Annotated in this window: 22 protein-coding genes and 2 tRNA genes; 10 read left to right on the forward strand and 14 right to left on the reverse strand. The window is 62.2% G+C overall.

Annotation, left to right across the window (positions count from 1 at the left end; genetic code table 11):
* Positions 1–137: 137 nt before the first annotated feature.
* Both PV772_RS05710 and PV772_RS05715 read right to left on the reverse strand, forming a co-directional pair.
* Positions 138–1,016 carry a rhomboid family intramembrane serine protease gene (locus tag PV772_RS05710; protein ID WP_141158791.1) on the reverse strand — a complete coding sequence of 293 codons (879 nt, stop codon included), beginning with the start codon at positions 1,014–1,016 and terminating at the stop codon, positions 138–140.
* 9 nt (positions 1,017–1,025) lie between these two features.
* On the reverse strand, positions 1,026–1,571 hold the full coding sequence (locus tag PV772_RS05715) for a peptidylprolyl isomerase (RefSeq protein ID WP_141158792.1): 546 nt from the start codon (positions 1,569–1,571) through the stop codon (positions 1,026–1,028).
* 154 nt (positions 1,572–1,725) lie between these two features.
* Between PV772_RS05715 and PV772_RS05720 the strand changes: the two genes are divergently transcribed.
* A complete protein-coding gene (locus tag PV772_RS05720; protein WP_347885599.1) occupies positions 1,726–2,661 on the forward strand; it encodes a hypothetical protein in 936 nt (311 codons plus the stop codon).
* A 102-nt stretch (positions 2,662–2,763) separates the two neighbouring features.
* A complete protein-coding gene (locus PV772_RS05725) occupies positions 2,764–3,639 on the forward strand; it encodes a glycosyltransferase family 2 protein (RefSeq protein WP_141158794.1) in 876 nt (291 codons plus the stop codon).
* Positions 3,640–3,642: 3 nt separating this feature from the next.
* On the opposite strand, the gene PV772_RS05730 is transcribed toward PV772_RS05725, so the two are convergent.
* From PV772_RS05730 to dnaA, 12 genes are all read right to left on the reverse strand, one after another.
* Positions 3,643–4,599 (reverse strand): DMT family transporter, encoded by a 957-nt coding sequence (locus PV772_RS05730; RefSeq protein WP_141158795.1) that lies wholly within the window; start codon positions 4,597–4,599, stop codon positions 3,643–3,645.
* An 83-nt stretch (positions 4,600–4,682) separates the two neighbouring features.
* Positions 4,683–4,758: transfer RNA gene (locus PV772_RS05735), tRNA-Ala, on the reverse strand.
* 72 nt (positions 4,759–4,830) lie between these two features.
* Complete coding sequence (locus PV772_RS05740; RefSeq protein ID WP_210411329.1) at positions 4,831–4,947, reverse strand: DLW-39 family protein; 117 nt, start codon at positions 4,945–4,947, stop codon at positions 4,831–4,833.
* A gap of 71 nt (positions 4,948–5,018) precedes the next feature.
* Positions 5,019–5,092, reverse strand: a tRNA-Ile gene (locus tag PV772_RS05745).
* A 97-nt stretch (positions 5,093–5,189) separates the two neighbouring features.
* Positions 5,190–5,861 carry a DUF3566 domain-containing protein gene (locus PV772_RS05750; RefSeq protein ID WP_307362207.1) on the reverse strand — a complete coding sequence of 224 codons (672 nt, stop codon included), beginning with the start codon at positions 5,859–5,861 and terminating at the stop codon, positions 5,190–5,192.
* Positions 5,854–8,532 (reverse strand): DNA gyrase subunit A, encoded by a 2,679-nt coding sequence (gyrA, locus tag PV772_RS05755; RefSeq protein WP_347885600.1) that lies wholly within the window; start codon positions 8,530–8,532, stop codon positions 5,854–5,856. Before gyrA ends, PV772_RS05750 begins: the two co-directional genes overlap by 8 nt.
* A gap of 55 nt (positions 8,533–8,587) precedes the next feature.
* Complete coding sequence (gyrB, locus tag PV772_RS05760; RefSeq protein ID WP_141158798.1) at positions 8,588–10,675, reverse strand: DNA topoisomerase (ATP-hydrolyzing) subunit B; 2,088 nt, start codon at positions 10,673–10,675, stop codon at positions 8,588–8,590.
* Between the two features lie 375 nt (positions 10,676–11,050).
* Entirely contained in the window at positions 11,051–11,605 is a 555-nt protein-coding gene (locus PV772_RS05765; RefSeq protein ID WP_141158799.1) for a DciA family protein, read from the reverse strand.
* The gene (recF, locus tag PV772_RS05770) at positions 11,595–12,800 is read right to left on the reverse strand and encodes a DNA replication/repair protein RecF (RefSeq protein WP_347885601.1); all 1,206 of its coding nucleotides are present in this window, start codon (positions 12,798–12,800) and stop codon (positions 11,595–11,597) included. Before recF ends, PV772_RS05765 begins: the two co-directional genes overlap by 11 nt.
* Before the next feature lie 45 nt (positions 12,801–12,845).
* The gene (gene gnd, locus PV772_RS05775) at positions 12,846–13,730 is read right to left on the reverse strand and encodes a phosphogluconate dehydrogenase (NAD(+)-dependent, decarboxylating) (RefSeq protein WP_141182857.1); all 885 of its coding nucleotides are present in this window, start codon (positions 13,728–13,730) and stop codon (positions 12,846–12,848) included.
* Positions 13,731–13,813: 83 nt separating this feature from the next.
* Complete coding sequence (gene dnaN / locus PV772_RS05780) at positions 13,814–14,938, reverse strand: DNA polymerase III subunit beta (RefSeq protein ID WP_141158802.1); 1,125 nt, start codon at positions 14,936–14,938, stop codon at positions 13,814–13,816.
* Positions 14,939–15,473: 535 nt separating this feature from the next.
* Positions 15,474–16,895, reverse strand: a complete 1,422-nt coding sequence (gene dnaA / locus PV772_RS05785; protein WP_141158803.1) for a chromosomal replication initiator protein DnaA — start codon at positions 16,893–16,895, stop codon at positions 15,474–15,476.
* Positions 16,896–17,364: 469 nt separating this feature from the next.
* On the opposite strand from dnaA, the gene rpmH reads away from it, so the two are divergent.
* The 8 genes from rpmH (at position 17,365) to PV772_RS05825 (ending at position 23,110) form a co-directional block, all read left to right on the forward strand.
* Complete coding sequence (gene rpmH / locus PV772_RS05790) at positions 17,365–17,502, forward strand: 50S ribosomal protein L34 (protein ID WP_003800212.1); 138 nt, start codon at positions 17,365–17,367, stop codon at positions 17,500–17,502.
* 40 nt (positions 17,503–17,542) lie between these two features.
* Positions 17,543–17,953 carry a ribonuclease P protein component gene (gene rnpA / locus PV772_RS05795; protein ID WP_347885602.1) on the forward strand — a complete coding sequence of 137 codons (411 nt, stop codon included), beginning with the start codon at positions 17,543–17,545 and terminating at the stop codon, positions 17,951–17,953.
* Complete coding sequence (gene yidD / locus PV772_RS05800) at positions 17,946–18,338, forward strand: membrane protein insertion efficiency factor YidD (protein ID WP_347885603.1); 393 nt, start codon at positions 17,946–17,948, stop codon at positions 18,336–18,338. Before rnpA ends, yidD begins: the two co-directional genes overlap by 8 nt.
* 15 nt (positions 18,339–18,353) lie before the next feature.
* The gene (yidC, locus tag PV772_RS05805; RefSeq protein WP_307362225.1) at positions 18,354–19,325 is read left to right on the forward strand and encodes a membrane protein insertase YidC; all 972 of its coding nucleotides are present in this window, start codon (positions 18,354–18,356) and stop codon (positions 19,323–19,325) included.
* Positions 19,325–19,888 (forward strand): R3H domain-containing nucleic acid-binding protein, encoded by a 564-nt coding sequence (locus PV772_RS05810; protein ID WP_141158807.1) that lies wholly within the window; start codon positions 19,325–19,327, stop codon positions 19,886–19,888. The genes yidC and PV772_RS05810 overlap by 1 nt, the downstream gene beginning before the upstream one ends.
* Before the next feature lie 20 nt (positions 19,889–19,908).
* Complete coding sequence (rsmG, locus tag PV772_RS05815; RefSeq protein ID WP_347885604.1) at positions 19,909–20,559, forward strand: 16S rRNA (guanine(527)-N(7))-methyltransferase RsmG; 651 nt, start codon at positions 19,909–19,911, stop codon at positions 20,557–20,559.
* Between the two features lie 89 nt (positions 20,560–20,648).
* On the forward strand, positions 20,649–21,731 hold the full coding sequence (locus PV772_RS05820; protein ID WP_347885605.1) for a ParA family protein: 1,083 nt from the start codon (positions 20,649–20,651) through the stop codon (positions 21,729–21,731).
* Positions 21,732–21,796: 65 nt separating this feature from the next.
* On the forward strand, positions 21,797–23,110 hold the full coding sequence (locus PV772_RS05825; RefSeq protein WP_347885606.1) for a ParB/RepB/Spo0J family partition protein: 1,314 nt from the start codon (positions 21,797–21,799) through the stop codon (positions 23,108–23,110).
* Positions 23,111–26,732 lie beyond the last annotated feature (3,622 nt).

Here is a 26,732-nt window from a genome sequence, read left to right on the forward strand (position 1 = left end):
CCGGGAGTAGCCGAATCAGCAAATGAACTACAGCTATGTAAGTTACCAACACTGTGGATAAATGCTGTGGAAAACACGAATGCCCCCGTCACCGGAGGGTGACGGGGGCATAGTGTTTGTCCGCAGGCCGAAAAGGGTTAGAGCGTCACCCGTGCCCAGCTCACTGCGACGAGCAGCACCACCACTGCGGCCAAGCCGAGTGCCTGGAGGAGGCCCTGGCGGCGTCCCCGCGGCGTGTAGGCAAGGACAGCGGCACAGAGACCACCGGTAATGAGGCCGCCCAGGTGGGCCTGCCAGGCGATGTGGGGGATCAGGAAGCCAATGACGCCGTTGATGGCAATCAGGACCCAGAGCTGCCGTGTATCGCCGCCCCGCTGGCGTTGAACCAGCAACATGGCACCGAAGAGGCCAAAGATGGCACCTGAAGCGCCGACCAGCCCCACCAGGCCCTGGCCGGGAACCAGCACAGGGTTTAGCAGCAGGTACCCCACCGAGCCGCCAAGGGCGGAGATCAAGTACACCGCAAGGAAGCGGGCCCGGCCCAGGACCGGTTCCAGTGCCTGCCCAAAGATCCACAGCGTGTACATGTTCAGGAGGATGTGCAAAAAGGAGTCCGGGGAGTGGAGGAAGGCTGACGTCACCATCCGCCATGGCTCGAAGGCGCCGTACTGCGGGGCGACAAAAATGTTGTTGTAGGCAAACTGCTTGTAGACCCAGTCGCCAGGAATGAGCATTTGCAGGGCGTAGACGGCTACGCACGCTGCGATGATGCCGAACGTCACCAAAGGCTTCCCGGTGGCTGCGGCGCCGCCGTAGACCGACCGCACCTCCGGCGTCGTACGTTTTGTTTCGTTGACGCAGTCAACGCATTGGAATCCGACGGCGGCCGCCCGCTGGCAGTCCGGGCATGCCGGGCGCCCGCAGCGCTGGCACCGTACGTAGGACGGCCGGTCCGGGTGCCGTGGGCAGACCGGGACCTGGGCGGACGGCTCGGCCGACGGAATTCCGTAGCTCATGGTGCCGCGTTACAGCTGTTCGATGTCGATGCTGTTGATGGTGACATCCTCAACCGGGCGGTCGCCCATGCCGGTGCGGACACCCTCGATGGCGTCGACAACCTTCTTGGATTCCTCGTCGGCAACTTCACCAAAGATGGTGTGCTTGCCCTGGAGCCAGTCCGTGGGAATGGTGGTGATGAAGAACTGTGAACCGTTGGTGCCCTTGCCCATCTGGATGCCGGCGTTGGCCATGGCCAGCTTGTAGGGCTGGTTGAAGCTCAGCTCGGGGTGGATCTCGTCGTCAAAACGGTAGCCCGGGCCACCGGTTCCACGGCCCAGGGGATCGCCGGCCTGGATCATGAAGTCCTTGATGATGCGGTGGAAGATGGTTCCGTTGTAAAGCGGCGTGCCGGTCTTGTCCTCGCCGGTTTCCGGGTGGGTCCAGGCCTGCTCGCCGGTGGAAAGGCCCACGAAGTTCTTGACCGTCTTGGGCGCGTGGTTGCCGAAGAGGTTAACCACGATGTCGCCGAGGCTGGTGTGGATGGTTGCTTTTGCGGTTGCGATTGCAGTCATAGGTCGATTCTCCCATGCCGGTTCCGGGCAGCCATGGCCGCGGGGGCAGTTCCGCGCTGGGTGAAATCGCCCTAAAATCCGCAGAGTGAATAGCCCGTGGTGATCTGGGCACGTAGGCTAGCGACAGAACCGTCACATTAATCGGGAGGTAGTTGTGAAGAAATCGGATCGTATTGCCCGTGACCTTGAGCAGTCGGTCACCAGTGCGGTGGAAAACGCCAAGGATTGGGCGGCCCCCCGGGTGGAAGCTGCCGTGGACTGGGCTGTTCCCCGCCTCCAGCAGAGCCTGGATACCGCATCTCCCAAGATCCAGGAAGGCCTGAAGACGGCGGCCCACAGCCTGGCCGACGGCGTGGCCACCGTGACTCCCCGGATCCAGGACGGACTGGCCCACCTGGCTCCCAAGATCAACGACGTAGTGGAAGGCGCATCGCCCAAGCTGCATGAGGCCCTGGACAAGGCCACGCCAGTTGTCCTGAATGCCCGCGACCGGGTGGTGGTGGATTACCTGCCCAAGCTCTCCGACCAGATTGGCGTGGCCTCCGGAGCTGTCCACCGCACCCTGGAAAACACCCCGGCCCGTGTTGACGCCGTTGCGCAGAAGCTCGGGGACGTGGGAATCATCCACGCCCTCCAGGAGCAGGCACAGGCCACCGGCACGCAGCTGAAGGCGGCCGCAGCAGGAGCCAGCCGCGCAGTGGACGTGAAGCTTGCCCAGCCGGAGAAGCCGAAGAAGCGCGGCTGGCTCGTCTTCGGCGTGGTGGCTGCTGCCGTCGCAGCCGGCGTCGCCGCGTGGAAGGCATCCAAGCCGGTCGAGGACCCCTGGAAGACTCCGTCGCCGGTCACCCCGACCCCGGCACCCGTCCCGGCCACCACCGTCAGCGACGTCAAGGCAACCACTGCCGGCACCGCCGACAAGGGCACGTCCGAAGCCGCAGCCGGTGCTGCAGCGGACAAGGCCGGTGACGCAGCTGAGACTGTGGCTGATAAGTCAGAGGATGCCGCCGACAAGGCCAAGCATGTTGCCGATGACACCGAAGGCGGCGCCGAGACGGTCGCCGATGAAGGCAAGGGCAACAGCCAGGCCTGATTTCCGCCATACACACAAGGGGGCTCCGTTCCACGGCGGGGCCCCCTTGTGTGTCCTTTCCCGTCCGCGGGGGCATCTATCCCGGATGCTAGATTTGAAGTGATGTCAGCCAATCGATCCTCTGGGGATGCCGTGAACGACGCAGCCGTACAGCTCCGCGTGTCAATCGTCATCCCGGCGTACAACGAGGAGAACGTGATCAGGCAGTGCCTGATAGCTGCCATCTACCAGTCTGTTCCCGCCCACGAGATCATCGTGGTGGACAACCTTTCGAAGGACCGGACCGCTGACATTGTCCGCCAGATGCAGCTCGAGTATCCGGAAAGCCCCATCATCCTCCTGAGCCAGGACCGCGAGCAGGGACTCATCCCCACCAGGAACTTCGGGCTGGACAGTGCCACCGGTGACATCCTGGGCCGGATCGACGCCGACTCCATTGTGGAACCCGACTGGGTTGAGCAGGTGCAGAAGGCCTTCGCGGACCAGTCGGTCCAGGCCGCAACCGGCCCCGTGGTCTACTACGACATGCCAATGCGCCGCTTTGGACTCAAGGCGGATGACAAAATGCGCCAGCTCATGCTTAAGCTGGCCAAGCACCAGTACCATTTCCTGTTCGGCTCCAACATGGCCCTGCGGGCCGGCGCCTGGGAGATCATCCGTTCCGAAACCTGCCGGGACGAGAAGGATGAGATGCACGAGGACATCGATTTGTCCCTGCACCTGGCCGACCACGAGCTGCCTGTCCGTTATTGGCCGCAGATGGTGTCCGGAATGTCTGCCCGGAGGCTTGAGGATTCACCCCGGGATTACCGCTACTACGTCACCCGGTTCGACCGGACCTACAAGGCGCACAACGTCAGGAAGATGGCGCTGAAGGCCCCCATGGTGGTGTTCTTCTCGGTGTATTTCCCGGCCAAGCTCCTCAGGGCCATCCACACCGTCAATACGGCCCAGCCGGTCCGGCGCGGCGGCCAGTAGCGCCTAGTCGGTCCCCAGCCCGGCGAGGTATTCCGACGGCGGTTCCTCCTGGGGATCGGTTCTGCGGCCCCTGCGCGTGGCGTTCCCTCGGCCCCGGCCACTCCTTTGGCCCAGCACCACGACGGCGAGTCCCGCCAGGATGAGGCCCAGCCCGGCGTAGGTGCCCGCCGGCAGGGTCTCGTGCAGGAAGACGGCGGCCAGCAGCGCTGCGCCGGGGATTTCCAGCAGGATGATCATGGAGACAATGAGGGGACTCATGGTGGCCAGCAGGTGGTTGAAGGCCGTATGGCCCACCAACTGGGCACAGACGGTGATGGCCGCGATGCCGAGCCACCCGGCCGGCTCGAACCCGGCCAGGGGTTGCCCCCAGAGCAGCGCCATTACTGCCACGAGGACGGCGCACATCCCGTAGCAGAGCGTTGTATAGGTCCCGGTGGTCATACTTTGCCGGGCCTTACCGCCGGCGAGCGTATATAGGCCGGCCAGCGCTCCACCGGCCATGGCCAACAGGTCCCCCGTAACGGCCTGCGGAGAGGAGCCCATATCAAACCCGGTGATGGCAAGGACTCCGCCAAAGGCAATCCCCAGCCCTGCCAGGACCTGCCACCGGTGGCGGATGCCCCGGAAGAGCTGGAAGACGGCAATCCAGGCTGACTGCAGGCACACGAGGGCGGTGGCAGCTGCTACGGACGTGAGCTGAAGGGAGGTGATGAAGCAGGCGAAGTGCAAGGCAAGCGCAATGGCGGCCAGCATGGACCAGCGGAACTCCCGGCCGCTGATCCTGCGGAACTGGCCGGGTTCCCGGACAAGGGTGGGAGTTGCCATGACAACGGCACCAATGGCATTGCGCCAGAAGGCGATGGCAAGCGCGCTGACGCTGGTGGCACCAAGCGTGGCGGCTATCAGCGGTCCGGAGGATGCAACGCCCAGGACCCCCAGGGCCGCGAATAAGAAGTTCAATGCAGCCCCCTGGTGCTGGTTCCTTTGCGCAGATGGAAAGCAAAAAGTCCCGGCCGGCGTTTCCGCTGACCGGGACTTTCCTATGGTGGAGGCACGGGGACTCGAACCCCGAACCCCCTGCTTGCAAAGCAGGTGCGCTACCAATTGCGCCATGCCCCCATAAGAAGCAACCCGTCAATCATACCCTAGAACCTGGGAGCCTCTGGCCGGCTCCCGGGGTGGGCGGCCGGGCTAGTCCACCGTGTCGGTTGACTTGCTCCAGACCGTTTTCCGGGCTTCGGATTCCTGTGCTTTCCGGTAAACCAGGAAGCCTGCGATTGCGGCTGCCAGTACAAGCAACTTCTTCACATGCTCCCCAATCCGGCAAGGTACCGGACGGATCCGCACCATACCTCCGTTTGAAACCTGCACAGGTTCCGTGGGCGTACCAGGACTTGAACCTGGGACCTCTTCGTTATCAGCGAAGCGCTCTAACCGCCTGAGCTATACGCCCTCAATCCCTCATCGGGCCGAGACATGACTTTACAGCACACCCCGGCCCGATCTCAAATCGGGCCATTCCACCGGCGCGGAGCCGGTGGGATGGTGTCCTAATCGTCGGTGAGGGTCACGCCGATGCCGCCCACCAGGGTGGCGGAAATGTTGTACAGGACAGCGGAAAGCATGGAGAGCGCCGTCAGCAGGACGACGTTGACCACGGCAATGATGGTGGCGAATGATGCCACCTGGCCCAGCGAAGCAACCTTCTTCAGTTCGAAGCCGCCGCTTTCAGCGCCCGCCAGGGTGCCGAGGAGACTGTCCACCTGGTCAAAGATCCCGGTCAGGTCCAGGACGGTCCACAGGACGATGGCGGCCACCACGGTGACGATGCCCAGTGCCACGGACAGCAGGAATGCCATTTTCAGCACGGACCACGGGTCCACTTTGCTGATCAGCAGCCTGGCCCGGCGGACCTTTGCCTTCGGAGCGGGCTTCACCAGGCCAGGTGTTCCCTGGCCGGAGGCTCCCTGTGCAGGGCGCTGGCCTGTTTGTGCCGGGCGCTGGCCGGGCTGGCCCTGGAAGGGGCGTTGGCCCGGCTGTGCGGGGCGGTCTCCCTGCTGGGGACGCTGGCCCGGGACGGCAGGCCGCTGGCCTGGCGCGCCGGTGGGCGCCGAGGGGCGCTGTTGCGGACGAACGGGGGCGTTCACGCGGGGTGCCGCGGAAGGCCGGTTCCCGTCGGGAACAGTACTGTTCGGCTTGGGAAATGAGTCGGAATTACTCACTCGTTACCTCCGTGTTGTCTTCGTTCGGCTCAGCGTCGCCCGAGGCGTCCTCTGACTCAACGGCCGGTGATTCTCCTGCCATTGCTGGCGCGGCGGATTCCCCAGCGGTTCCGCCATCTTCAGCCAACGTTACGTCATCGCCGGCGGATTCCTCGTCCTCAAGACCGCGTTCGCTGTTGCGTGCCACCTCGATGATCCGGTCGTTCTTGTCCGGTTTGGCGAAGATGACGCCCATGGTGTCGCGGCCCTTTGCGGGAACACCGGCAACCGAGGAACGGACAACCTTGCCGCCCTCCATGACCACCAGGACTTCGTCTTCTTCCTGCACGATGAGTGCGCCCACCAGGTGGCCGCGCTCTTCCTGGTACTTTCCTACCTTAATGCCCAGGCCGCCGCGGCCCTGCAGCCGGTACTCCTCGACGCCCGTCCGCTTGGCGTAGCCGCCTTCGGTCACGATGAACACGAATGAACCGTCGGTGACCACGTCTGCAGCAAGCAGTTCGTCATCCTCGCGGAATTTCATGCCGGTAACGCCGGATGTGGCGCGGCCCATGGGGCGCAGGGCGTCATCGGTGGCGGTGAAGCGGATTGACTGGCCCTTGCGGGAGACCAGGAAGAGGTCATCGGTCTCGGACACCAGCTGCGCGGAGACCAGTTCGTCACCGTCCCGCAGGTTGATGGCGATCACGCCGGCCGAACGGTTGGTGTCGTAGTCTTCCAGCCTGGTCTTTTTCACCAGGCCCCTCTTGGTGGCGAGGACCAGGTACGGGGCCTGCTGGTAGTCCTTGAGATCCAGCACCTGGGCGATGTGTTCATCAGGCTGGAAGGCCATCAGGTTGGCCACGTGCTGTCCCTTGGCGTCCCTGCCCGCTTCCATCAGCTCGTAGGCCTTGGCGCGGTAGACCCTGCCCAGGTTGGTGAAGAACAGCAGCCAGTGGTGGGTGGTGGTGACGAAGAAGTGCTCCACCACGTCGTCTCCACGCAGCTGGGCGCCCTTGATGCCCTTGCCGCCGCGCTGCTGCGACCGGTAATTGTCGCTGCGGGTGCGCTTGACGTAGCCGCCGCGGGTGATGGTGACCACCATCTCCTCTTCGGGGATCAGGTCCTCCATGGACATGTCGCCGTCGTAGCCCATGAGGATCCTGGTACGGCGGTCATCGCCATGCTTGTCCACGATCTCGCCGAGCTCGGTGCTGATGATCTCGCGCTGGCGCTGCTCCGAACCCAGGATTTCCTTGTATTCGGTGATCAGGGCTTCGAGTTCTGCGTGCTTTTCCTGGATGCGCTGGCGTTCCAGGGCGGCGAGGCGGCGCAGCTGCATGTCCAGGATGGCCCGCGCCTGCAGCTCATCGATATCCAGCAGCTCCATCAGCCCGTCCCGGGCGGCCTCGGTGGTGCTGGAGGCGCGGATGAGGGCGATGACCTCATCGAGCATGTCCAGTGCCTTGAGGAGGGCGCGCAGGATGTGGGCTTCTTCCTCCGCCTTGCGCAGCCGGTACCGGGTGCGGCGGGCGATGACGTCCATCTGGTGCGTTACCCAGTGGCGGATGAACGCATCCAGGCTCAGGGTCCGCGGCACCCCGTCCACGATGGCCAGCATGTTGGCGGAGAAGTTGCTCTGCAGTTCGGTGTGCTTGTAGAGGTTGTTCAGCACCACCTTGGGCACGGCGTCGCGCTTCAGCACGATCACCAGGCGCTGGCCCGTGCGTCCGGATGTTTCATCTCGGAGGTCGGCGATGCCCTGGATCTTGCCGTCCTTGACCAGTTCGGCGATCTTGATGGCCAGGTTGTCAGGGTTGGCCTGGTAGGGAAGCTCGGTGACCACCAGGCAGGTCCGCCCCTGCAGTTCCTCCACGGCAACCACCGCGCGCATGGTGACCGATCCACGGCCGGTGCGGTAGGCGTCTTCGATGCCCTTGTGGCCAAGGATGGTGGCTCCCGTGGGGAAGTCCGGGCCCTTGACCCGTACGAGCAATTCCTCGAGGAGTTCCTCGCGCGTGGCACCGGGGTTGGAGAGGTACCACTGCACGCCGTCGGCTACTTCCCGGAGGTTATGCGGCGGGATGTTGGTGGCCATGCCCACGGCGATACCGGAGGAACCGTTCACCAGCAGGTTGGGGAACCTGGCCGGCAGGATGGTGGGTTCCTGGTTCTTGCCGTCGTAGTTGTCCTGGAAATCGACGGTCTCCTCGTCGATGTCCCGGACCATTTCCATGGCAAGCGGTGCCATTTTGGTTTCGGTGTATCGCGGTGCGGCGGCACCGTCGTTGCCGGGCGAGCCGAAGTTACCCTGCCCCAGCGCCAGCGGGTAGCGCATGGTCCAGTCCTGGATGAGGCGTACCAGGGCATCGTAGATCGCGGTGTCACCGTGGGGGTGGTACTGGCCCATGACCTCGCCCACCACGCGGGCACACTTGTTGAAGGACCGGTCGGGACGGTAGCCGCCGTCGAACATCGCGTACAGCACACGCCGGTGCACAGGCTTGAGGCCGTCACGGACGTCGGGGAGGGCGCGGCCCACAATGACGGCCATGGCGTAGTCGAGGTAGGAACGCTGCATTTCCGTCTGCAGGTCCACTTGTTCCACCCGGTCGATCAGCACGTCGCCTTCAAGAACGGTGTCCGGAGTTCCGCCCTCAGGGGCGGAGTTCTCGGGGATTTCGTCGCTCATTAGTTATTTTCCGTTTCAGGTATATGTCTGGTTCCGAATACTTTGGAGCGGGTCCTTAGATGTCCAGGAACCTGACGTCCTTGGCGTTCTGCTGGATGAAGTTTCGTCGGGATTCCACGTCTTCACCCATGAGGACGGAGAAGATTTGGTCGGCGGCCAGGGCGTCGTCCATGGTCACCTGCAGCAGGGTGCGGTGGTCGGGGTCCATGGTGGTGTCCCACAGTTCGGTGTAGTCCATCTCGCCGAGGCCCTTGTAACGCTGGATGCCGTTGTCCTTGGGAATACGGCGTCCGGCTGCCTGTCCTGCCACGAGTTTGGCGTCGCGTTCCCGGTCGCTGTACACGTAGTCGTGCGGGGCATTGGACCACTTGATCCGGTACAGCGGCGGCTGGGCCAGGTACACGTAGCCGTTCTCGATGAGGGGCCGCATGTACCGGAAAAGCAGGGTCATCAGCAGCGTGGTGATGTGCTGGCCGTCCACGTCGGCATCTGCCATGAGCACAATCTTGTGGTAGCGCAGCTTGGCGAGGTCGAAGTCCTCACCAATGCCGGTGCCGAATGCGGTAATCATGGACTGGACTTCGGCGTTGCCCAGGGCCTTGTCCAGGCGGGCACGCTCCACGTTCAGGATCTTGCCGCGCAGCGGAAGGATGGCCTGGGTCTCAGGATTGCGGCCGCGCTTGGCGGAACCACCGGCCGAGTCACCCTCCACAATGTAGACCTCGCACTTTTCCGGGTCTTTTGAGGAGCAGTCCGACAGCTTGCCGGGCATGCCAAAAGACTCCAGCGGGCTCTTGCGCCGTGCGTTGTCGCGGGCCTTGCGCGCCGCCATCCTGGCCTGCGCGGCGGAGATCGCCTTGCGGATCACGTCGCGGGCGGGGCCGGGGTTGCGCTCGAGCCAGTCGCCCAGGCCGTCGGTGACCACGCGCTGGACGAAGCCTTTGACCTCGGAGTTGCCGAGCTTGGTCTTGGTCTGGCCCTCGAACTGCGGTTCAGCCAACTTGACTGAAATGACGGCAGTGAGGCCTTCACGGATGTCGTCGCCCGTGAGGTTGTCGTCCTTTTCCTTGATAATGCCTTTTTCCCGGGCATAGCGGTTGACCAGGGAGGTCATGGCAGCGCGGAACCCTTCTTCGTGCGTGCCACCCTCATGGGTGTTGATGGTGTTGGCGTAAGTGTGGACGCTTTCGGAATAGGCGCTGGTCCACTGCATGGCCATTTCCAGGGCGATCTTGCGGTCCTTGTCCTCGGTTTCGAAGGCGATGACGTCCTCATGGACCACTTCCACCTTCTTGCCCGAATTCAGATGCCGGACGTAGTCCAGGAGGCCTTCGTCGTACTGGTACACCACGGTGCGGTGTTCTGCGCTGACTTCGCCCTCGGTGCTGAGGTCGTCAAGGTCCAGGTCGCCGTCGGCATCGTCCCCGGCCGGCGCGCGCTCATCCGTGAGGGTGATACGCAGGCCCTTGTTCAGGAAGGCCATCTGCTGGAAGCGGGCGCGCAAGGTCTCGAAATCGAACTCGGTGGTCTCGAAGATCTCCGGATCCGGGTAGAACGTCTGGGTGGTTCCGGTAGCGTCCGTCTCTTCGCCCATGACCAGGCTGCCCTGCGGCTTGCCACCGTCGGCAAAGGACATCCGCCATACGTGTCCTTGGCGGCGCACTTCGGTGTCCACGCGGCTGGACAGGGCGTTGACCACAGAGATGCCCACGCCGTGCAGGCCGCCGGAGACGGCGTATCCACCCCCACCAAATTTTCCGCCGGCGTGCAGGATGGTCATGACCACCTCGACGGTGGGCTTGTGTTCCGTGGGGTGCATATCCACCGGGATACCGCGGCCGTCATCGACTACCTTGACGCCGCCGTCGGCCTGCAGGACGATCTCGATGTGGCTGCAGTATCCGGCCAGTGCCTCGTCCACGGAGTTGTCCACCACCTCGTATACCAGGTGATGGAGGCCACGGGGTCCGGTGGATCCGATGTACATGCCCGGACGTTTGCGGACAGCTTCGAGGCCCTCGAGGACAGTGATGTCGCTGGCGCCGTATTCCCTCGGCGTGGTGGCCGCAGCCGGGGTGTCAGGGGTGCGGCCATCCTCGACTGCTGTATCTGCTGCCAGAATATCTGTATTGTCGTTAGCCACAGGCGCTGCGACTCCTCTGTTCTCGATGATGGCCGGCCGGTGCCTCTCCCAGGGAAAGCCACCCGCCAACAGGCACAAACCTATGGCGCCGGTGACCTGCTGACAGTGGTGCTCCGTTCCCCGGACGCGGAGAGCGCGCGGAGAACGGACTGAAGTCAACGTTTCATCCGCGCCCAGTTATCTGCACCGATTCTACCGTGAACCGGCTCATATCCCCGCATTCCAGGGCCTTCAGGGCAGGTGAACATGGCTGTGCGAGGCTCTTGGCCGCGCCTAGGGCGGCCCAGCGGTACGCCCTCCGGGTGCCTATACACGCAATGGTCCTTACAGCGCCCTACACACCCTTGCGCGCAGTTTCAAGAGTTGCCGCCCCGGCTATCCGTAAGTGTCCCGCGGACCACGGCCCTGGACACTGCGTCCACCCTTGCGCCAGCTTGGTGCCGACGGTCCGAGGACCTGGATTTTGGTAACCACCCCTTCGCCCAGTTCCCGGCGGAACTTATCAAGCAGGCTGGTGCTGAGGAGCCGAAGCTGGGTGGCCCACGCCGTGGAATCACACCGCACGTGGAGGGTGGTGTCGGTAAAACTCTCCGGAGTGCAGTGGGAGGAGATTTCCGGTCCCACCAGGGTTGCCCACTCTGCCATGACCGAACCAACGGCCACAGGTGACGTCCAGCCGCGCTCCGCCACCAGCCGGCCAACCACCTTTCCCAGGCCCAGGGGATCCCGCCCGGTGGCGTGGAACTGGCTGAAGCCGCGGGTGTCCCGGATACTGCCCTTGGTTTTCGGTGCGCCAGGCCGCGCCACTTTCCGGCGGACTTCACCGCGTGCGGCCGCGGCTTCACGCATCCGGTTCAGTGCAGCCTGCGGGGCATCGATGTCGTCAGGCTCCCGGCCGGGCTGCAGCCCGCCGCCCTGCTCACTGTTCATCGATACCTCCCGGGACTACCTTCACCCGCCGTCCGGACAGCTCTTCCGGAATATCGGCGTCGACGGCGGCGGTCACCAGGACCTGTTCCGCGCCGGAGACTATTGCGGCCAGTTTACGCCTGCGCTGGACGTCGAGTTCGGCAAAGACGTCGTCAAGGATGAGGATGGGAGCGGAACCGCCCGTGCGGGCATCGTCCAGCATGACGTAGTACGAGGCCAGGCGCAGGGACAGGCACATGGACCAGGTTTCACCATGCGAGGCATACCCCTTGGCGGGGGCTTGCCCGAGCATCAGTTCCAAATCGTCACGGTGCGGGCCGACCAGGGAGATGCCGCGTTCCAGTTCCTTCTTGCGGGATTCCGCGAATGCCTGGATGTAGCGTTCCGTGAGTTGGTCCACGGAGAGAAGGCGGAGATCGTCGGGGCCGTCTGAAGAACCTCCCGGCGTGGCGCGCTGGGAACTTCCGGCCGGAACGCCGTCGTCGTCCATCTGGTTCTGCAGCGTTGACCGGTAGGTGGCGTCCGCCGGCTTGGACGCATCCGTAAGTTCGGCGTAGGCACGGGCGAGGTGTGGGCGCAGCCTTTCCACCAGCTCCAGCCGGGCGTGCAGCAATTCCGCTCCGGCCCTGGCCATGTGCTGGTCCCACACCTCGAGCGTGGATTCATGCGCGGAGGTGAACCTTCCGGCCCGCGCGGACTTGAGCAGGGCGTTGCGCTGCTTCAGCACCCGGTCGTAGTCACTGCGGGTGGCCGCGTGGTGCGGGATGAGGCTCGCCAGCAGCTCGTCCAGGAACCGGCGGCGGTTGGACGGATCTCCCTTCACCAACGCCAAATCTTCCGGAGCGAAGAGTACTGTCTGGCAGATGCCCACCAGGTCACGGGCACGCACCGGATTACTGCGGTTGATACGCCCGCGGTTTGCCCGGCTGGCGTTGATTTCCAGCTCAAGGACCGTCGTCTGCGTGCCGCGGACCAGCCGCGCGCGGACCAATGCGCGTTCCGTGCCGAACCTCAGCAGGGGCGCATCGGAGCTGACCCGGTGCGAACTGAGCGTGGCCAGGTAACCGATGGCCTCCATCAGGTTGGTCTTGCCGATGCCGTTGTATCCCACCAGGACGGTGACGCCGGGTTCCAGGGCGAGATCCACCTGGGCGTAACTGCGGAAGTCGGTCAGTGAAAGGTATTCCAGATACACGCGGTTTTCGGCAATTCTGGGAACTCTGCTGGTTCCCGGTGGGTGCTACTTGGCGGGACGGGTAGCGTGGCCACCGAACTGGTGGCGCAGCGCGGAAACCATCTTCATGGCTGGCGAGGTGTCCTCCCGGGAGGCAAACCGGGCGAACAATGCGGCTGTAATAGCCGGAGCGGGAACTGCGTTGGCGATGGCTTCCTCAACGGTCCAACGACCTTCACCGGAGTCTTCCACGTAGTCGTCAATCGAGGCCAGGCCGGGGTCCTCGTCAAGTGCCTTGACCATGAGGTCCAGGAGCCATGACCGGACAACGGTGCCTTTTTGCCATGCCCGGAACGTGCCGGGAAGGTCGGTGACGATGTCCTTGGCTGCAAGCAGTTCGTAGCCTTCGGCGTACGCCTGCATCAGGCCGTACTCGATCCCGTTGTGGACCATCTTGGCGTAATGGCCGGCACCAATGCCGCCGACGTGGACAAAGCTGTCCGCCCGCTCACCTTCGGGGCGCAATGCGTCGAAGACCGGCAGGGCACGTTCGATGTCTGCGGCGTCCCCGCCGGCCATCAGTCCGTACCCGTTCTGCAAGCCCCAGACTCCGCCCGAGACACCGCAGTCAGCGAAACGAATGTCTTTGGCGGCAAGGAGCTCGCCATGCTTCTGGTCCTCGGTAAACCTGGAGTTACCTCCGTCGATAACCAGGTCGCCCGGTTCCAGCTTTTCACTGAGCTCGGTGATAACGGCGTCCGTGATGGGCCCCGAGGGCACCATCACCCAGATGATCCTTGGCGCCGGAACGGTGGCGATCAGCTCCTCGACGCTGGCGGCATCGGTTACGTCCGGGTTGCGGTCGTAACCGGTGACTTCCACGCCGCCCTTGCGCAGGCGCTCACGCATGTTGAATCCCATTTTGCCGAGGCCGATCAGTCCAATATGCATGGTGGATCTCATTTCTGCGCTGGTGTGTGGCGGCGGTGGGGGCGGGCCTGAGCTGGGGAAGGCTGGGAGCCGATGGGTGGGGACTAGTTGGGAAGCCGCACCGGCATGACCAGGTAGCGGTAGTCGTCCTGGTCTTCGCCGTCAGCGTCTGCCTGTGCCGTGATCATGGCAGGTTTGGGCGCCGTGGTGAAGGAGAACCGGACGAACTTGGTTTCGATCACGCTGAGCCCCTCGATCAGGTAATGCGGGTTGAAGGCAACCGTGATGTCCTCGCCGGACAACTGCGCCTCCAGCTCTTCCGATGCCTGGGCGTCTTCTCCCGTCCCGGCATCAAGGTTCAGCAGGCCGTCGGTGAAGGCAAGGCGGACCGGGGTGTTGCGCTCGGCCACCAGGGATACACGGCGGACGGCCTCAACGAGTTCCTGGGTCTGCACCGTGGCGTGGATCGGGGTGGACTCAGGGAACAGCGACCGGATCTTGGGGTAGTCGCCATCCACCAGCAATGAAGTGGTGGTTCGGCCGCCGCTCTCGAAACCGATCAGGCGGCTGTCGTCGTCGGACAGGGCGAGGTTGATGTCGCCGCTGTTACCAAGCGTTTTGGCTACTTCGTTGAGGGTTTTGGCCTTGACCAGGGCGCTGGTGGAGATCCCGGGAGTAACGGGCTTCCACGGTACTTCGCGCATTGCGAGCCGGTAGCGGTCGGTGGCCAGGAGCGTGATCAGGTCGTCTTCGATCTCCATCCGTACGCCGGTGAGGATGGGGAGGGTGTCGTCCTTGCTCGCCGCGATGATCACCTGGGAGACAGCCTGGGCAAAGGCATCACCCGGGACGGTTCCGCTGATGGCCGGCAGGGACGGAAGTGGCGGGTATTCAGCTTCCGGCATGGTGGCCAGGTGGAAGCTGCTCCGGCGGCAGGTGAGGGTGACTTTGTTGCCGTCAGTCTCCACGTCCACCGGGGCCGACGGCAGGCTGCGGCAGATATCAGCCAAGAGGCGTCCGGATACCAGGATGGTGCCTTCATCCCTGATGTCGGCTGTGATCTCAAGGCGCGCCGAGGTTTCGTAGTCAAAGCTGGAAAGGCTGACGGTTCCGGCTTCAGCCTTCAGCAGGAGGCCGGACAGGACAGGCACTGGAGGTCGCGGAGACAACGACCGGGCTGTCCAGGTGACGGCTTCTGCCAGGACGTCCCGATCGACTCTGAACTTCACGGAAGGGTGCCGCCTTTCATTGCTGCTGCCATGTAAACCCGGGAATTTCGCAGGAAACTCCGGAAGTAGTTGGGCGCCACCCGGCTGGTGCATGGTCCGCGGAGACAGAAACCACACGAAAACCCAGGGATGGGAGCGCTGCTGACAGCTTAGCCGGAAGATCGGGGATTAACCCATCCCCCGCAAGACCGGACCGGCCCTTCAGGGGCCGGCAGGCCCCTGAAGGGCCAGCGGAAGGTTCTTGTTGTTTGAGGGATTTCAATTTTTTGGGATTAGTAGTGTTAATAACTGCTGTGGAAACTGTGGATAACCCGGTCCTGCCGCATGGTTCCGCGCTTAAGCCCTGTTCACCGGCTGTGCGTTAAGTGGGTTTTAAACAGGGTGTGGATGGGGACAACGCAAACGGCCATTTTTGACGATCCACAGACGGCTTAAGGGTTTTAAGCCCATTAACCGCGCTTGTCCCCTTAAGTATCCACAGGCTTATCCACATGGCGCTGTTAATAAGGTATAAAGTGCCGGACGCAGTGTGGATTCAGGAGTCGCGTTGCTGCTGCTTGATCCGGTTAGTCAGCTCGGTCACCTGGTTGTAGATCACACGGCGCTCCGCCATGAGTTCGCGGATCTTCCGGTCTGCGTGGATGACGGTTGTGTGGTCGCGGCCGCCAAGTTCCTGTCCGATCTTGGGCAGTGACATGTCCGTCAGCTCCCGGCACAGGTACATGGCGATCTGGCGTGCAGTCACCAGGGTCCGGGTGCGGGACTTACTGCAGAGCTCTTCCATACTGAGCTTGAAGTAGTCAGCCGTCTGCTGGAGGATCTGGGCGGACGTGATCTCCTGTGCGCCGTCGTCCGTGATCAGGTCCTTCAGGACCATCTCGGCAAGGGCCACGTCCACGGGCTGCCGGTTCAGGCTGGCGAACGCGGTCACCCGGATCAGGGCACCCTCAAGTTCTCGGATGTTGCTGGAGATCTTCGAGGCGATGTACTCCAAGGCATCGTCAGGGGCGGACAGTCCCTCGCTCAGCGCCTTCTTACGGAGGATGGCGATACGGGTCTCCAGTTCCGGCGGCTGGATGTCCGTCAGCAGGCCCCACTCGAAGCGGGACTTCATCCGGTCCTCGAACCCGGCCAACAGCTTGGGCGGCTGGTCAGAGGTGATGACCACCTGCTTGTTGTTGTTGTGCAGGGCGTTGAAGGTGTGGAAGAACTCCTCCAGCGTCCGGTCCTTGCCGGCCAGGAACTGGATGTCATCGATCAGCAGGACGTCGACGTTGCGGTACGTCGTCTTGAAGCTGGTGCCCTCGTCATCGCGGATCGAGTTGATGAAGTCGTTGGTGAATTCTTCCGAATTTACGTAGCGGACCCGGATCCCGCTGTAGAGGCGCCGGGCATAATGGCCGATCGCATGCAGGAGGTGGGTCTTGCCCAGGCCCGAATCACCGTAGATGAAGAGCGGGTTGTAGGCCTTGGCGGGCGCTTCGGCAACAGCGACGGCGGCGGCGTGGGCGAACCGGTTCGAGGAACCAATCACGAAGGTGTCAAAGACGTACTTGGGGTTCAGCCGGCCGAACTCGTGCGACGTGCTGGGGAGCATAGGCTGCGGCTTCTGCTCGATGACCTGGTCCGGCGCGAAAGCAGGTTCGACGGCGGGCTCGGGCTCCTCGTGGATGGGCACCAGATCGGTGTCCACGTCGATGGCGCAGCGGATGTCTTCGGAAAAAACGTTATGGAGCGCATCGTCAAGGGCTTCCTTGACCTGGGTCTGAAGCACTTCGCGGGTTAGTTCGTTGGGGACGGCCACCAGGAGCGTGGAACCGATCAGGCCCTGCGCCTGGGCAAGGATGACAAAGCCACGCTGGCGCGGTGATACCCGGTGGTCCTGTTCCAGCAGGCTGACAACCCTTCGCCAGGAACTTCCGACAGTATTGGCGTGGTTGGCTTCGTCTACTGTCATCAATCGGTTCCCTCAAAACTTGCTATGCCTGCATTGCCTGCAGCCCCAAGTCCGGAACCAGGGTGCTGGCCCAGCTTCATCCACAGGGTTATGCACAGTCCGTGGATAATCGGCTACTGGGACACTCTAGGTGATGAAAAGCCTAGAAGATAGCTGGCTATCTGGCTGTGGATAATTACACGGTTGTGGTTCCGGAAGTGCCTCTGTGAGCCACTTCATCCACAGGCTGTTGGGGATACTTAGCAACAGCTGGGGACGGCCGTACGGGACCGCTCCGGTTTGACTCGGGCCTGCAAATTGCCCTAACGTTGTGAAGTCCTTTGTGTCCGCTTTTTGGGCCCCATCTGAACATCCAGGCGCAGTGCGTCTGGGCAGTCGGGGGAAGCGTGCATATACAAAACTTAGCGTCGGCCAGTTCTTCCCCTTACTGATCGGGTGGGCGCACCTTTGATCCACTGGAGTAACTAACGTGAGCAAGCGGACTTTTCAGCCGAATAACCGCCGTCGAGCCAAGAAGCACGGCTTCCGCCTTCGTATGCGTACCCGTGCCGGCCGTGCCATCCTGGCAGCCCGTCGTGGCAAGGGCCGCACCGAACTGTCGGCCTAAATAACTGGCTTGTCGGTAGACATTCCCTTGCGAGTTTAAGGTGCTGGCCGCCCGCAACCGCTTGAGGACCCCAACCGATTTTTCAACAACTGTACGTTCCGGTGTCCGCAATGGACGCCGGAACGTAGTGTTATATGCGGCAGCCATTGCTGCTGACGAACCCAGCCGGATCGGGTTCATTGTTTCCAAGAGTGTAGGGAACGCTGTGGTCAGGAACCTCGTTAAGAGGAGACTGAGAGAAGCGGGTGCTGCGTCGTTGCGCGAGCACGGTACAGGACTCGCCATCGTCGTGCGGGCGCTTCCTGCGTCCGCCTCGGCCAGCTGGGACCAGCTGCTGTCGGACTACAACGCTGCACTGGAATCTACGCTGAACCGGCTGGCCGGCCGTCCTTCGCGGGCTGCCGTCAGGGGTTCAGCCGGTACAACACAGGAGGGGACACCGCGTGCCTAACGCCACCGCCGTCGTCGCCCGTCTCCGCACCGTGGTCGCCGTTGCCGGCAGGTTCCTCTGGAACCTGCCCCGGAACATCCTCATTCTTTTGCTGATGGCCTACCGCAAGGTGGTTTCTCCCTTGTACGGCCCGGTCTGCCGGTTCTTCCCGTCATGTTCCGCCTATGCCCTGGAAGCGGTCACCGTCCACGGTGCCGTCAAGGGAAGCTGGCTCGCAGCGCGGCGCCTTGGCCACTGCCACCCATGGAATGCCGGCGGAGTGGACCATGTCCCCGCCGGCGGCCGGGAATGGCCCGCGGGCCAGACCCCCACAATTGTTGTGCTGAACAATCCGGACAGGTACCTGGTTGCTCGGACTGATGAAGAAGGCCGCAGTGCGGCCTGACGAATAGGGATAAGTATGGACTTCTTTGGAACAATCATGGCCCCGTTCAAGTGGCTGGTTTCCATCATCATGATCGGGTTCCACGACGGCTTGAGCGCCATCGGGATGCCCGCCGCCAACGGCTGGACCTGGACTCTGTCCATCATCGGACTGGTGCTGGTGATCCGTGCAGCCCTGATCCCGGTATTCGTCAAGCAGATCAAGGCCCAGCGCGGCATGCAGCTGCTGCAGCCGGACTTGAAGAAGCTGCAGGACAAGTACAAGGGCAAGACGGACCAGCTGTCCCGCCAGGCCATGGCCCAGGAACAGATGGCCATGTACAAGAAGCATGGGACCAACCCGTTCTCGGCGTGTCTTCCCATGCTGATCCAGATGCCGTTCTTCTTCGCCCTCTTCCAGGTGCTCTCCGGCATTTCGCAGGCCAAGGACCAGGGCGCCGGCATCGGCGCGATGAGCCATGAGCAGGTTGTGGAATTCGACGCCTCAAGCATTTTCGGGGCCCCCCTGTCTGCCTCCCTGCTGCATGGCGGAGGAAGCGGCAACCAGGCCTCTGTGTGGATCCTTTCCATCGTGATGATCCTGGCCATGACGGCTTCGCAGTTCATCACGCAGAAGCAGATCATGGCCAAGAACATGTCCGAAGAAGCCATGGCCAGCCCGTTCATGCGGCAGCAGAAGATGATGCTCTACATCCTGCCTATCGTCTTCGGCGTGGGTGGCATCAACTTCCCCATCGGCGTCCTGATCTACTGGACCACCACCAACCTCTGGACCATGGGCCAGCAGTTCTTTGTTATCCGCCGGATGCCGACGCCGGGTTCCCCCGCCGCGAAGGCCCTCGCCGAGCGCCGTGCCGCCAAGGGCCTGCCGGCTCTGTCCGTCCTGAGCGGGAAGCGGGATGAGGCAGCCGACGATGCCGCAGCCGCCGCAGTTGAGATCAAGGGACAGCGTGTCCAGCCCCAGCGCAAGAACAGGAAGAAGAAGTAATGTCAGCCGAGAGCACCGAGCACGCCCTTTCTGAAGAGATCGAAGATCAGGACGAGTCCGTGGGCCAGGATGATTCCACCGCCAAGGGTTCCGCCGCCAGCCGCCTCGAGGAAGAGGGGGACGTCGCCGCCGACTACCTGGAGGAACTGCTGGATATCGCCGACATCGACGGCGACATCGACATCGAGGTCCGCAATGGACGGACCTACATCTCCATCGTTGCCGAAGAGGAGACCGAAGGGCTCGAAAGCCTGGTCGGCGAAGACGGTGAAGTCCTGGAAGCCCTGCAGGAACTCACCCGCCTGGCAGTGCTGTCTGCAACAGAGAACCGTTCACGGCTTGTGCTGGACATCAACGGCTACCGGCAGGAACGCACCGGGCACCTGCAGAAGATCGCCGAGGACGCAGCAGCTTCCGTAAAGGAATCCGGCAAGTCGGTGGCCCTGGAGCCAATGAGCGCCTACGAACGGAAGATCGTGCACGACGCCGTGGCTGACCTCGGCCTGGTCAGCGAGTCCGAGGGCGAGGGCGCCGGACGCCACATCGTCGTTTCCGCAGACTAGTGAATGCCGGACCAATAGTTATGGTTGACATCACGGCGGCAGAGCTGCGCGCTGCTGAGAAGATCTTCGGCGATCGCCTGGAGCTGGCAAAGCGGTACGTGGAGCACCTGGCCACGTCCGGTACCGAGCGGGGCCTAATCGGACCACGCGAGGTGCCCAGGCTGTGGAGCCGCCACGTGCTCAACTGCGCAGTCATCGAAAGCGAGATTGCGCACGGAAGCCATGTGGCCGACGTCGGGAGCGGTGCCGGCCTGCCGGGCCTTTGCCTTGCCATTGCGCGTCCCGATCTTGAGCTCACCCTTATCGAACCGCTGGAGCGCAGGGTTATCTGGCTTCAGGAAGTTGTCGATGACCTCGGCCTGGGCAATGTCACGGTGATGCGCACCCGTGCCGAACTCGCTGTTGGGCATCTGGAGGCTGACGTTGTGACTGCGCGCGCCGTATCTGCGTTGACCAACCTCGCCGGTCTGACAATCCCACTGCTGGGAGGGCACGGCGAAGTGGTGGCCATCAAGGGCCGCAGCGCGGGCGAGGAAATCGAGAAGGCGGCCAAGACCATCCGTAAGCTGGGTGGCGTTGAGACGTCAGTGCTGACCGTAGGTGACAACCTCCTGGAGGAGCCGACGACGGTTGTGCGCATCGTGGTGAACAAGTCCCAAAAGAAGTCCTAATGCGGGCCCGCTGACGGCTGTCAGCAGGCCGGAGCAGTTAGGCTAGACAACGGCAGCAAAATTGGCTGAACGAGAGTGAGTGTGCCCCAGTGACCAGTAGTGAAGCCTCCGCACAACGGATCCCACCGTTTGTGTCCTTGGGGTCGGCACGTTCTGTCGCTGGGTCAGGGCTTGCGGGCATCGCAATGGCTCCCGGCCGTGGTGGTAATCATCCAAAGCCGGTTGTTTCGTCCGCTTCCAGCAGTGCAGTTTCACGTGAAACAACCTCTGCCGGTCGTTCCAACGTTATTGATGCCATTGATGACTCGAGTCCCATCGCACGCGATCTTGCCCATGAAACCAAACGGCGTGAGCGTTTGGTGGGCCGGAAGCTCCCCCGCCCGGAAAAGACGCGGATCTTTACCGTCTCCAACCAGAAGGGCGGAGTAGGCAAGACCACCACGACGGTGAACATCGCCGCTGCCCTTGCTGCTGCCGGGCTGAATGTCCTGGTGATCGATATTGATCCGCAGGGCAATGCTTCCACCGCGTTGGGCATCGAGCACCACGCGGATGTGGACAGCATCTACGACGTGCTGATCAACGACGTCCCGCTGGCTGATGTGGTGGCCCCCTGCCCGGACATCGGAAAGCTCATCTGCGCACCCGCCACGATCCACCTTGCCGGCGCCGAAATTGAACTTGTATCCCTTGTAGCGCGTGAACAGCGCCTGCGCCGCGCCATCGACGTCTACGCCAAGGCACGCGAGAAGAACGGCGAAGAACGGCTTGACTACGTTTTCATTGACTGCCCGCCGAGCCTGGGCCTGCTGACGGTCAATGCCTTCTGTGCAGCCAATGAGGTCCTGATTCCTATTCAGTGCGAGTACTACGCCCTGGAAGGCCTCAGCCAACTCCTCAAGAACATTGAGATGATCCAGAAGCACCTCAATGCCGATCTTGTTGTCTCGACCATCCTGCTCACCATGTATGACGGCCGCACCAATCTGGCCGCCCAGGTAGCCGCGGAGGTGCGCCAGCACTTCCCCGACCAGGTCCTCTCGGCCGTCGTTCCCCGCTCCGTGCGGATTTCTGAGGCGCCCAGCTATCAGCAGACGGTCATGACGTACGACCCTTCCTCAAGTGGTGCGCTGTCCTACCTGGAAGCCGCCGCGGAAATCGCCGAACGCTAGAATCTTCAATACCGCAACGCACGGAGCCAGGCTCGTCCCGGCTCTATCACTGGAGGGATTTACCCATGAGCGAGAAGCGACGGGGCCTAGGCCGCGGTCTTGGCGCGCTGATTCCTAGTTCCGCCGCAGCCAATGGGTCTTCCGGTAACGGCGGGGCGGTATCCCGGCCGGTGGATCTCTTCTTCCCCGAGGGTCGGAAAAAGACCGAACCCCTGGACCAGCCCGCAGCACGTGCTGAAGCCAAGGCGGACAAGGACACGGCATCGACAGCCCCTGCTCGCCGGTCGCCGGCTAAACCAGCGGACGCGAAGTCCCCTGCCGGTAAGGGTGGTGCTGGGGAAACCAATGCTGATGCCAGTACCGATACGTCGGCCGCGAAAGAGCAGCCGGCCAGGAAGGCTCCCCGTGGGGGGTCCAAGTCGGCTGCAGACGCTGCCCTCCCTTCGGCTGGAACGCCTGCCGGGCCCGCCCCGGAGGATGAAGATGCTGCTGTAACGGTTTCTGCCGCTAAACCCAATGCCGTGGACACCGGAGCGGACTCGGGGGTTGAACTCGTTGAGGTTCCCGGCGCCCGCTTCGCGGAAATTTCCGTTGCTGACATTCACCCCAACCGGAAGCAGCCACGCAGCGTCTTCGATGAAGATGACATGGCCGAGCTTGTGCACTCAGTACGCGAGATTGGCGTCCTCCAGCCTATCGTGGTTCGCACATCAACCGAAGATGGTAGCGAACCTTACGAACTGGTCATGGGTGAACGCCGCTGGCGCGCAGTGCAGGCGGCAGGCCTCGATACCATCCCAGCGATCATCCGGGACACGACAGATGACGACCTCCTGCGTGACGCACTGCTGGAGAACCTCCACCGCAGCCAGCTGAACCCCCTGGAAGAGGCGGCGGCGTACCAGCAGCTCCTGGAGGACTTTGGTACCACCCACGAGCAGCTTGCAGACCGCATTGGGCGTTCCCGGCCGCAGGTGTCCAACACCCTGCGGCTCCTGAAGCTTCCGCCGCTGGTGCAGCGCCGCGTCGCTGCCGGTGTACTGTCAGCGGGCCATGCCAGGGCGCTGCTTTCCCTGCCTGACGCGGCGGCAATGGAACGGCTTGCCCAAAAGATCGTTGCCGAAGGCATGTCTGTCCGGGCGACGGAAGAAGCAGTCACCCTGTACCAGGATCCTGCAAAGCCGGCCAAGAACAACATCCCCCGCCCCGGCGCCAGGCACGAGCGCCTCGACTATCTCGCTTCCTCGCTCTCCGACCGTCTGGACACCAACGTCAAGATCTCATTGGGAGTCCGCAAGGGCAAGGTCAGCATTGAGTTTGCAAGCGTTGAAGATTTGAACCGCATTATGGACGTTTTAGCTCCTGGCTCAAATAACTAACTGGCTCAAATAACTGCCTACATGAAAGGGCCCGGTTCCTTGAGAATCGGGCCTTTTCTTGTCCACTGGGCGCTTCTACCGCCCGGGTGTCCTGAAGCAACTTAATTTTCGTATGTCCGTTGGCGTAAAAAAAGAAAACACTGGGCCCATAGCCTGACACCGTCCGGGTAGTGAAGCGGAAGAACGCGCCAACTAATAGCGGACAACGTTTCCGTGTCATTCCGGCACTTCCCAATTACGATGCGATGGCAGATTAGCAGCTTTGAGTAAGTATTTTCCGATTTGAGATGCTCATGCGAGTTCAGCAGGTCCGGCCAACTGCGTAGTCTCTTAGGTCAGAACCTTCATGGAGCGTCCGATAGTTTCACGTGAAACAGGCGCCTGGGACTCCTCACAAGTCGTTCGGCCAGGGATTGTCATGGCATTTTCTATCATTATCTGTAGGTACGACGCACAGGTTGTTGGATGACCCTTCAGCGCCGTGCGAAGACGACCGACTTTTCGCTCAAACACCTCAGCAGATTTGTCAGTGAGGGACGTGGGGTCCGGTGGACCGTCGTACGCGTATCACTACTTCAATCTCTCTACCGTACTGAAGAAACCCGTGCCACTGACGTTAGGGCACTGGCGGGGCGGCCGGCATAACGGGCGACCAAGGAACGCAGACGCAGTAGATGGGTTCGAATTCGCTAATCTCCATGAAGCGATGACTGGTAGAGACTCTGCGGTAGTGGTCAGCCGAGGTGTCTCCAGTTCACTGATGAGAACAAGGGACCTGACTGGCAAACTGCTGAGTGATACGTAGAGGTCTCCTCTTCACTGCGTTGTCCCGACATCGTCGCGCGCGTCAGCTCCAATTTCCCGAAGGGTCACGTTTGGGCTGTTGCACCACGACAAGAGTCATCCCCCGCAGAAATCACATCACAGGCGGCTCAAGGCGGCTCAGCGGATAGTCATTTGGTGCGCCGACATTGGATCTTATCGACTCCATGTCGAGTTGGCTGGCTGCACTGGTTCTACCTACGCCCGGTGAAAGCCGGCTGCTTGGATGTTTCACGTGAAACGCGTGTTCAAGTAGGGCTCCGTACTGCCAGGACAAGTGTTTCACGTGAAACAGCTGAGCCCGACCGATGCTGACGTGGATCTGCGTCATGGCGAGCGAATTTATCTCCCTCTAGGACATGTGCCAAGTGCTCCCTGCGTGGCATTCTGGTCCTTCGATTGGCCGGACGTGTCCACCGCATCGATGCAAGCTCAAAGGCCATAGCTGTGGCGAGAGCGGCTATGAGTATTAGCGCAGTGCGGTTGTACTGTTTCACGTGAAACGACCGCAGCTGCGCCGTGTATCGGGCTAACGCAAACTGGGCCAGCAAGACGTGTCGTTTCGGTCTGCTGTGCGCGTTCAAGGCCTCGGCGGAGGAGAGGGCCCGACGGATCAAAATCACCGTCGAGCCAAACGGATGATCGTCTTAGACGGGGCGGCCTGCGTGAGGAACCGAAGTCGACCGGGCGGCGGTCAGCTAACAAGGGCCGCCCAATGAGCCAATACCCAGGTCTCAACATGGGCCTCATCGTAGTTCAACTGTGCGCTGCAATGCCCCTGGCCCCGGACAAGGTCAGTGGGAGGGTGTGATCTGGTAGTCCCGCAGAGAAAAGGTCGACGTAGTTAGGAGTGCTCAAGTGGGCGGATTCTGCGATGTTGACAGGATCGCTGGTGACGGCGCATTCAATCGGGATGGGCGTACTGTCCAGTGTCCCAAAGTGGCGGAAACAACTGAGCCTCCTGACACTGTGCGTCGGGCGAGGCACGCTAGCCCAAGGGCTCGAGACAGATGCTGCTAATGGGATGCAGTGTGGCCAAGGATGGCTGGGGCTGACGGTATCCAGTCCGGAGCCATCTTGTCTGTTGTGGCTAACATGCCTCGGCAGTTCGACCGGCGCTGCTGCCTCCTCCCCGGACCCGGGTTTTCCCTAAGTAGTCGGCACATCCTAACCGGTGGATATCGCTGTGGATAACTTTGTGGATATAGACGTTCAGCCAGATGCGTCGCCACGCGCCTCCTGTCCCCCTTTCCCGCCTTTCCTGCCCCGGGGTCACCGGAATTGCTGATTGGGAATCTGCGAGCTGCTGCCGATGTTTCACGTGGAACCGGGCGCAGCGATGCATGCACGACGAAATCACCAGTCGCGTCACCCAGTGAAGGTTAATTAATCTCCTCGGGCCGTCAGTCAGGCGTCGCAAAGCTACAAATGAGGACCCTGTCCTGGCCCGCGCGGGGCCCGCACGCTGCGTGGACGGTTCATATGGTCAGGGGTTGCTCCCGGCCTCCGAACGAAGCCAGTTGTGCAATTACCTGTGGATAAGTCTGTTGATTCCCATCGAGGCGACTGGGGATAACGTTGTGGATAACTCCACCCCGCTCAGGAGGCCCGTGCTTCCTTCATGGCGCAGGTTTCAAGTCTCGCCCGTCTCAGGAGCCGCACGGACTCGCTTATGGGCAGCCGCGAAAGGGCTGCTTAGAGGCTCGCCTCTGCCGCGGTGCCATCCAGGACGCGTACCTTGTCTTGTCCCATTAAGACAGTAGTCCTAAGCCCGCGTGGTGAAGGTGATGCCCAGGCGCGAAGATCGACCCTGCTACCCCGTCTACTGGCGACACAGCTTGAACAAGAAGCCAGGGCAGATCTACACTTCTTGGCTCCTCCTAAGCGGGAACTCAGGGGCGATACGATGGCGGCTATCGTACTCCGTCCTGAGACACCACTGGAGTGGAAGCCACGATCCGGAGCATAGGCATCAATCAATACCCCGGCAGTCAGGCTATCCCCGAATGAGTCTGGGCAGCTGCAGCATCCGTTTCACGTGAAACAAATGGCAGCCCGGCCGATGTTTCACGTGAAACGAATGCAAGCGTGGCCAATGTTTCACGCGAAACAGTTGCAGGTCTTCGGAAGGTGCACTTCGATATTGTCGATAATCCTCTCTGGGGCAACAGTTGAGAACGGACTGCGATGCGACTGAAGTCCTGTACGTCGGCATAGCGGAAAGTCCTCAGGCTCAATCCGCAGCGAAAAGCGGGTATCACCGGTAGAATCTATCGCCAAAGTCAGTGCCCAGAGCCGGGAGGCTCAAGATCCTCCTTCACATCGCTTCGAATAGAGTGTCTTTGGGTTCACTGAGATGTACAGATACCTTCTCCGGCGTCGGCGCGGAGCCGGGACCTTAGTCGTTTTGACGGCAGATGAAGGCCACTTGGGGCGCCCTGGCGGGTGCCACTGTCGTCGGTTGACCCTGCTGATGTGCCGGGATCGCATTTAGGCGGTCAGATGTTTCGTGCCGTGGTTGGGCGGCTGCTTTGCTTGGTGCAAATCGAAACGGGGCCCTGGGTATGCGTGGAGCGCGGCTCCATTAGTGCACACGTCTGCTGACGGACTCTACAGGCGTAGTCCAGCAGGATCAGCGGCAGCACTTACCGCTCGGCGCAGCTTGAGCAGTGGGCGGGGAGTGCCGGCACAGCGATGGCAGGAAACAGCAGACAGTTTTGTCGTACTCATAGGGAATTGCAGACCTACCGGTCATTCTGTCATCCGTGATGATTCACAAACTGTGAAGCCTGGCAGTTCG

Origin of the sequence: Pseudarthrobacter sp. CC12, from assembly GCF_039907755.1 — a bacterium.
GTDB lineage: Bacteria > Actinomycetota > Actinomycetes > Actinomycetales > Micrococcaceae > Arthrobacter > Arthrobacter niigatensis.

Coding starts and splice junctions, on each gene's coding strand:
- PV772_RS05715 (WP_141158792.1), bottom strand. CDS start 1,571: ATGACTGCAATCGCAACCGCAAAAGCAACCATCCACACCAGCCTCGGC.
- PV772_RS05810 (WP_141158807.1), top strand. CDS start 19,325: ATGTCAGCCGAGAGCACCGAGCACGCCCTTTCTGAAGAGATCGAAGAT.
- PV772_RS05765 (WP_141158799.1), bottom strand. CDS start 11,605: ATGAACAGTGAGCAGGGCGGCGGGCTGCAGCCCGGCCGGGAGCCTGAC.
- PV772_RS05825 (WP_347885606.1), top strand. CDS start 21,797: ATGAGCGAGAAGCGACGGGGCCTAGGCCGCGGTCTTGGCGCGCTGATT.
- PV772_RS05725 (WP_141158794.1), top strand. CDS start 2,764: ATGTCAGCCAATCGATCCTCTGGGGATGCCGTGAACGACGCAGCCGTA.
- gnd (WP_141182857.1), bottom strand. CDS start 13,730: ATGCATATTGGACTGATCGGCCTCGGCAAAATGGGATTCAACATGCGT.
- rsmG (WP_347885604.1), top strand. CDS start 19,909: ATGGTTGACATCACGGCGGCAGAGCTGCGCGCTGCTGAGAAGATCTTC.
- PV772_RS05710 (WP_141158791.1), bottom strand. CDS start 1,016: ATGAGCTACGGAATTCCGTCGGCCGAGCCGTCCGCCCAGGTCCCGGTC.
- gyrA (WP_347885600.1), bottom strand. CDS start 8,532: ATGAGCGACGAAATCCCCGAGAACTCCGCCCCTGAGGGCGGAACTCCG.
- yidC (WP_307362225.1), top strand. CDS start 18,354: ATGGACTTCTTTGGAACAATCATGGCCCCGTTCAAGTGGCTGGTTTCC.
- dnaA (WP_141158803.1), bottom strand. CDS start 16,895: ATGACAGTAGACGAAGCCAACCACGCCAATACTGTCGGAAGTTCCTGG.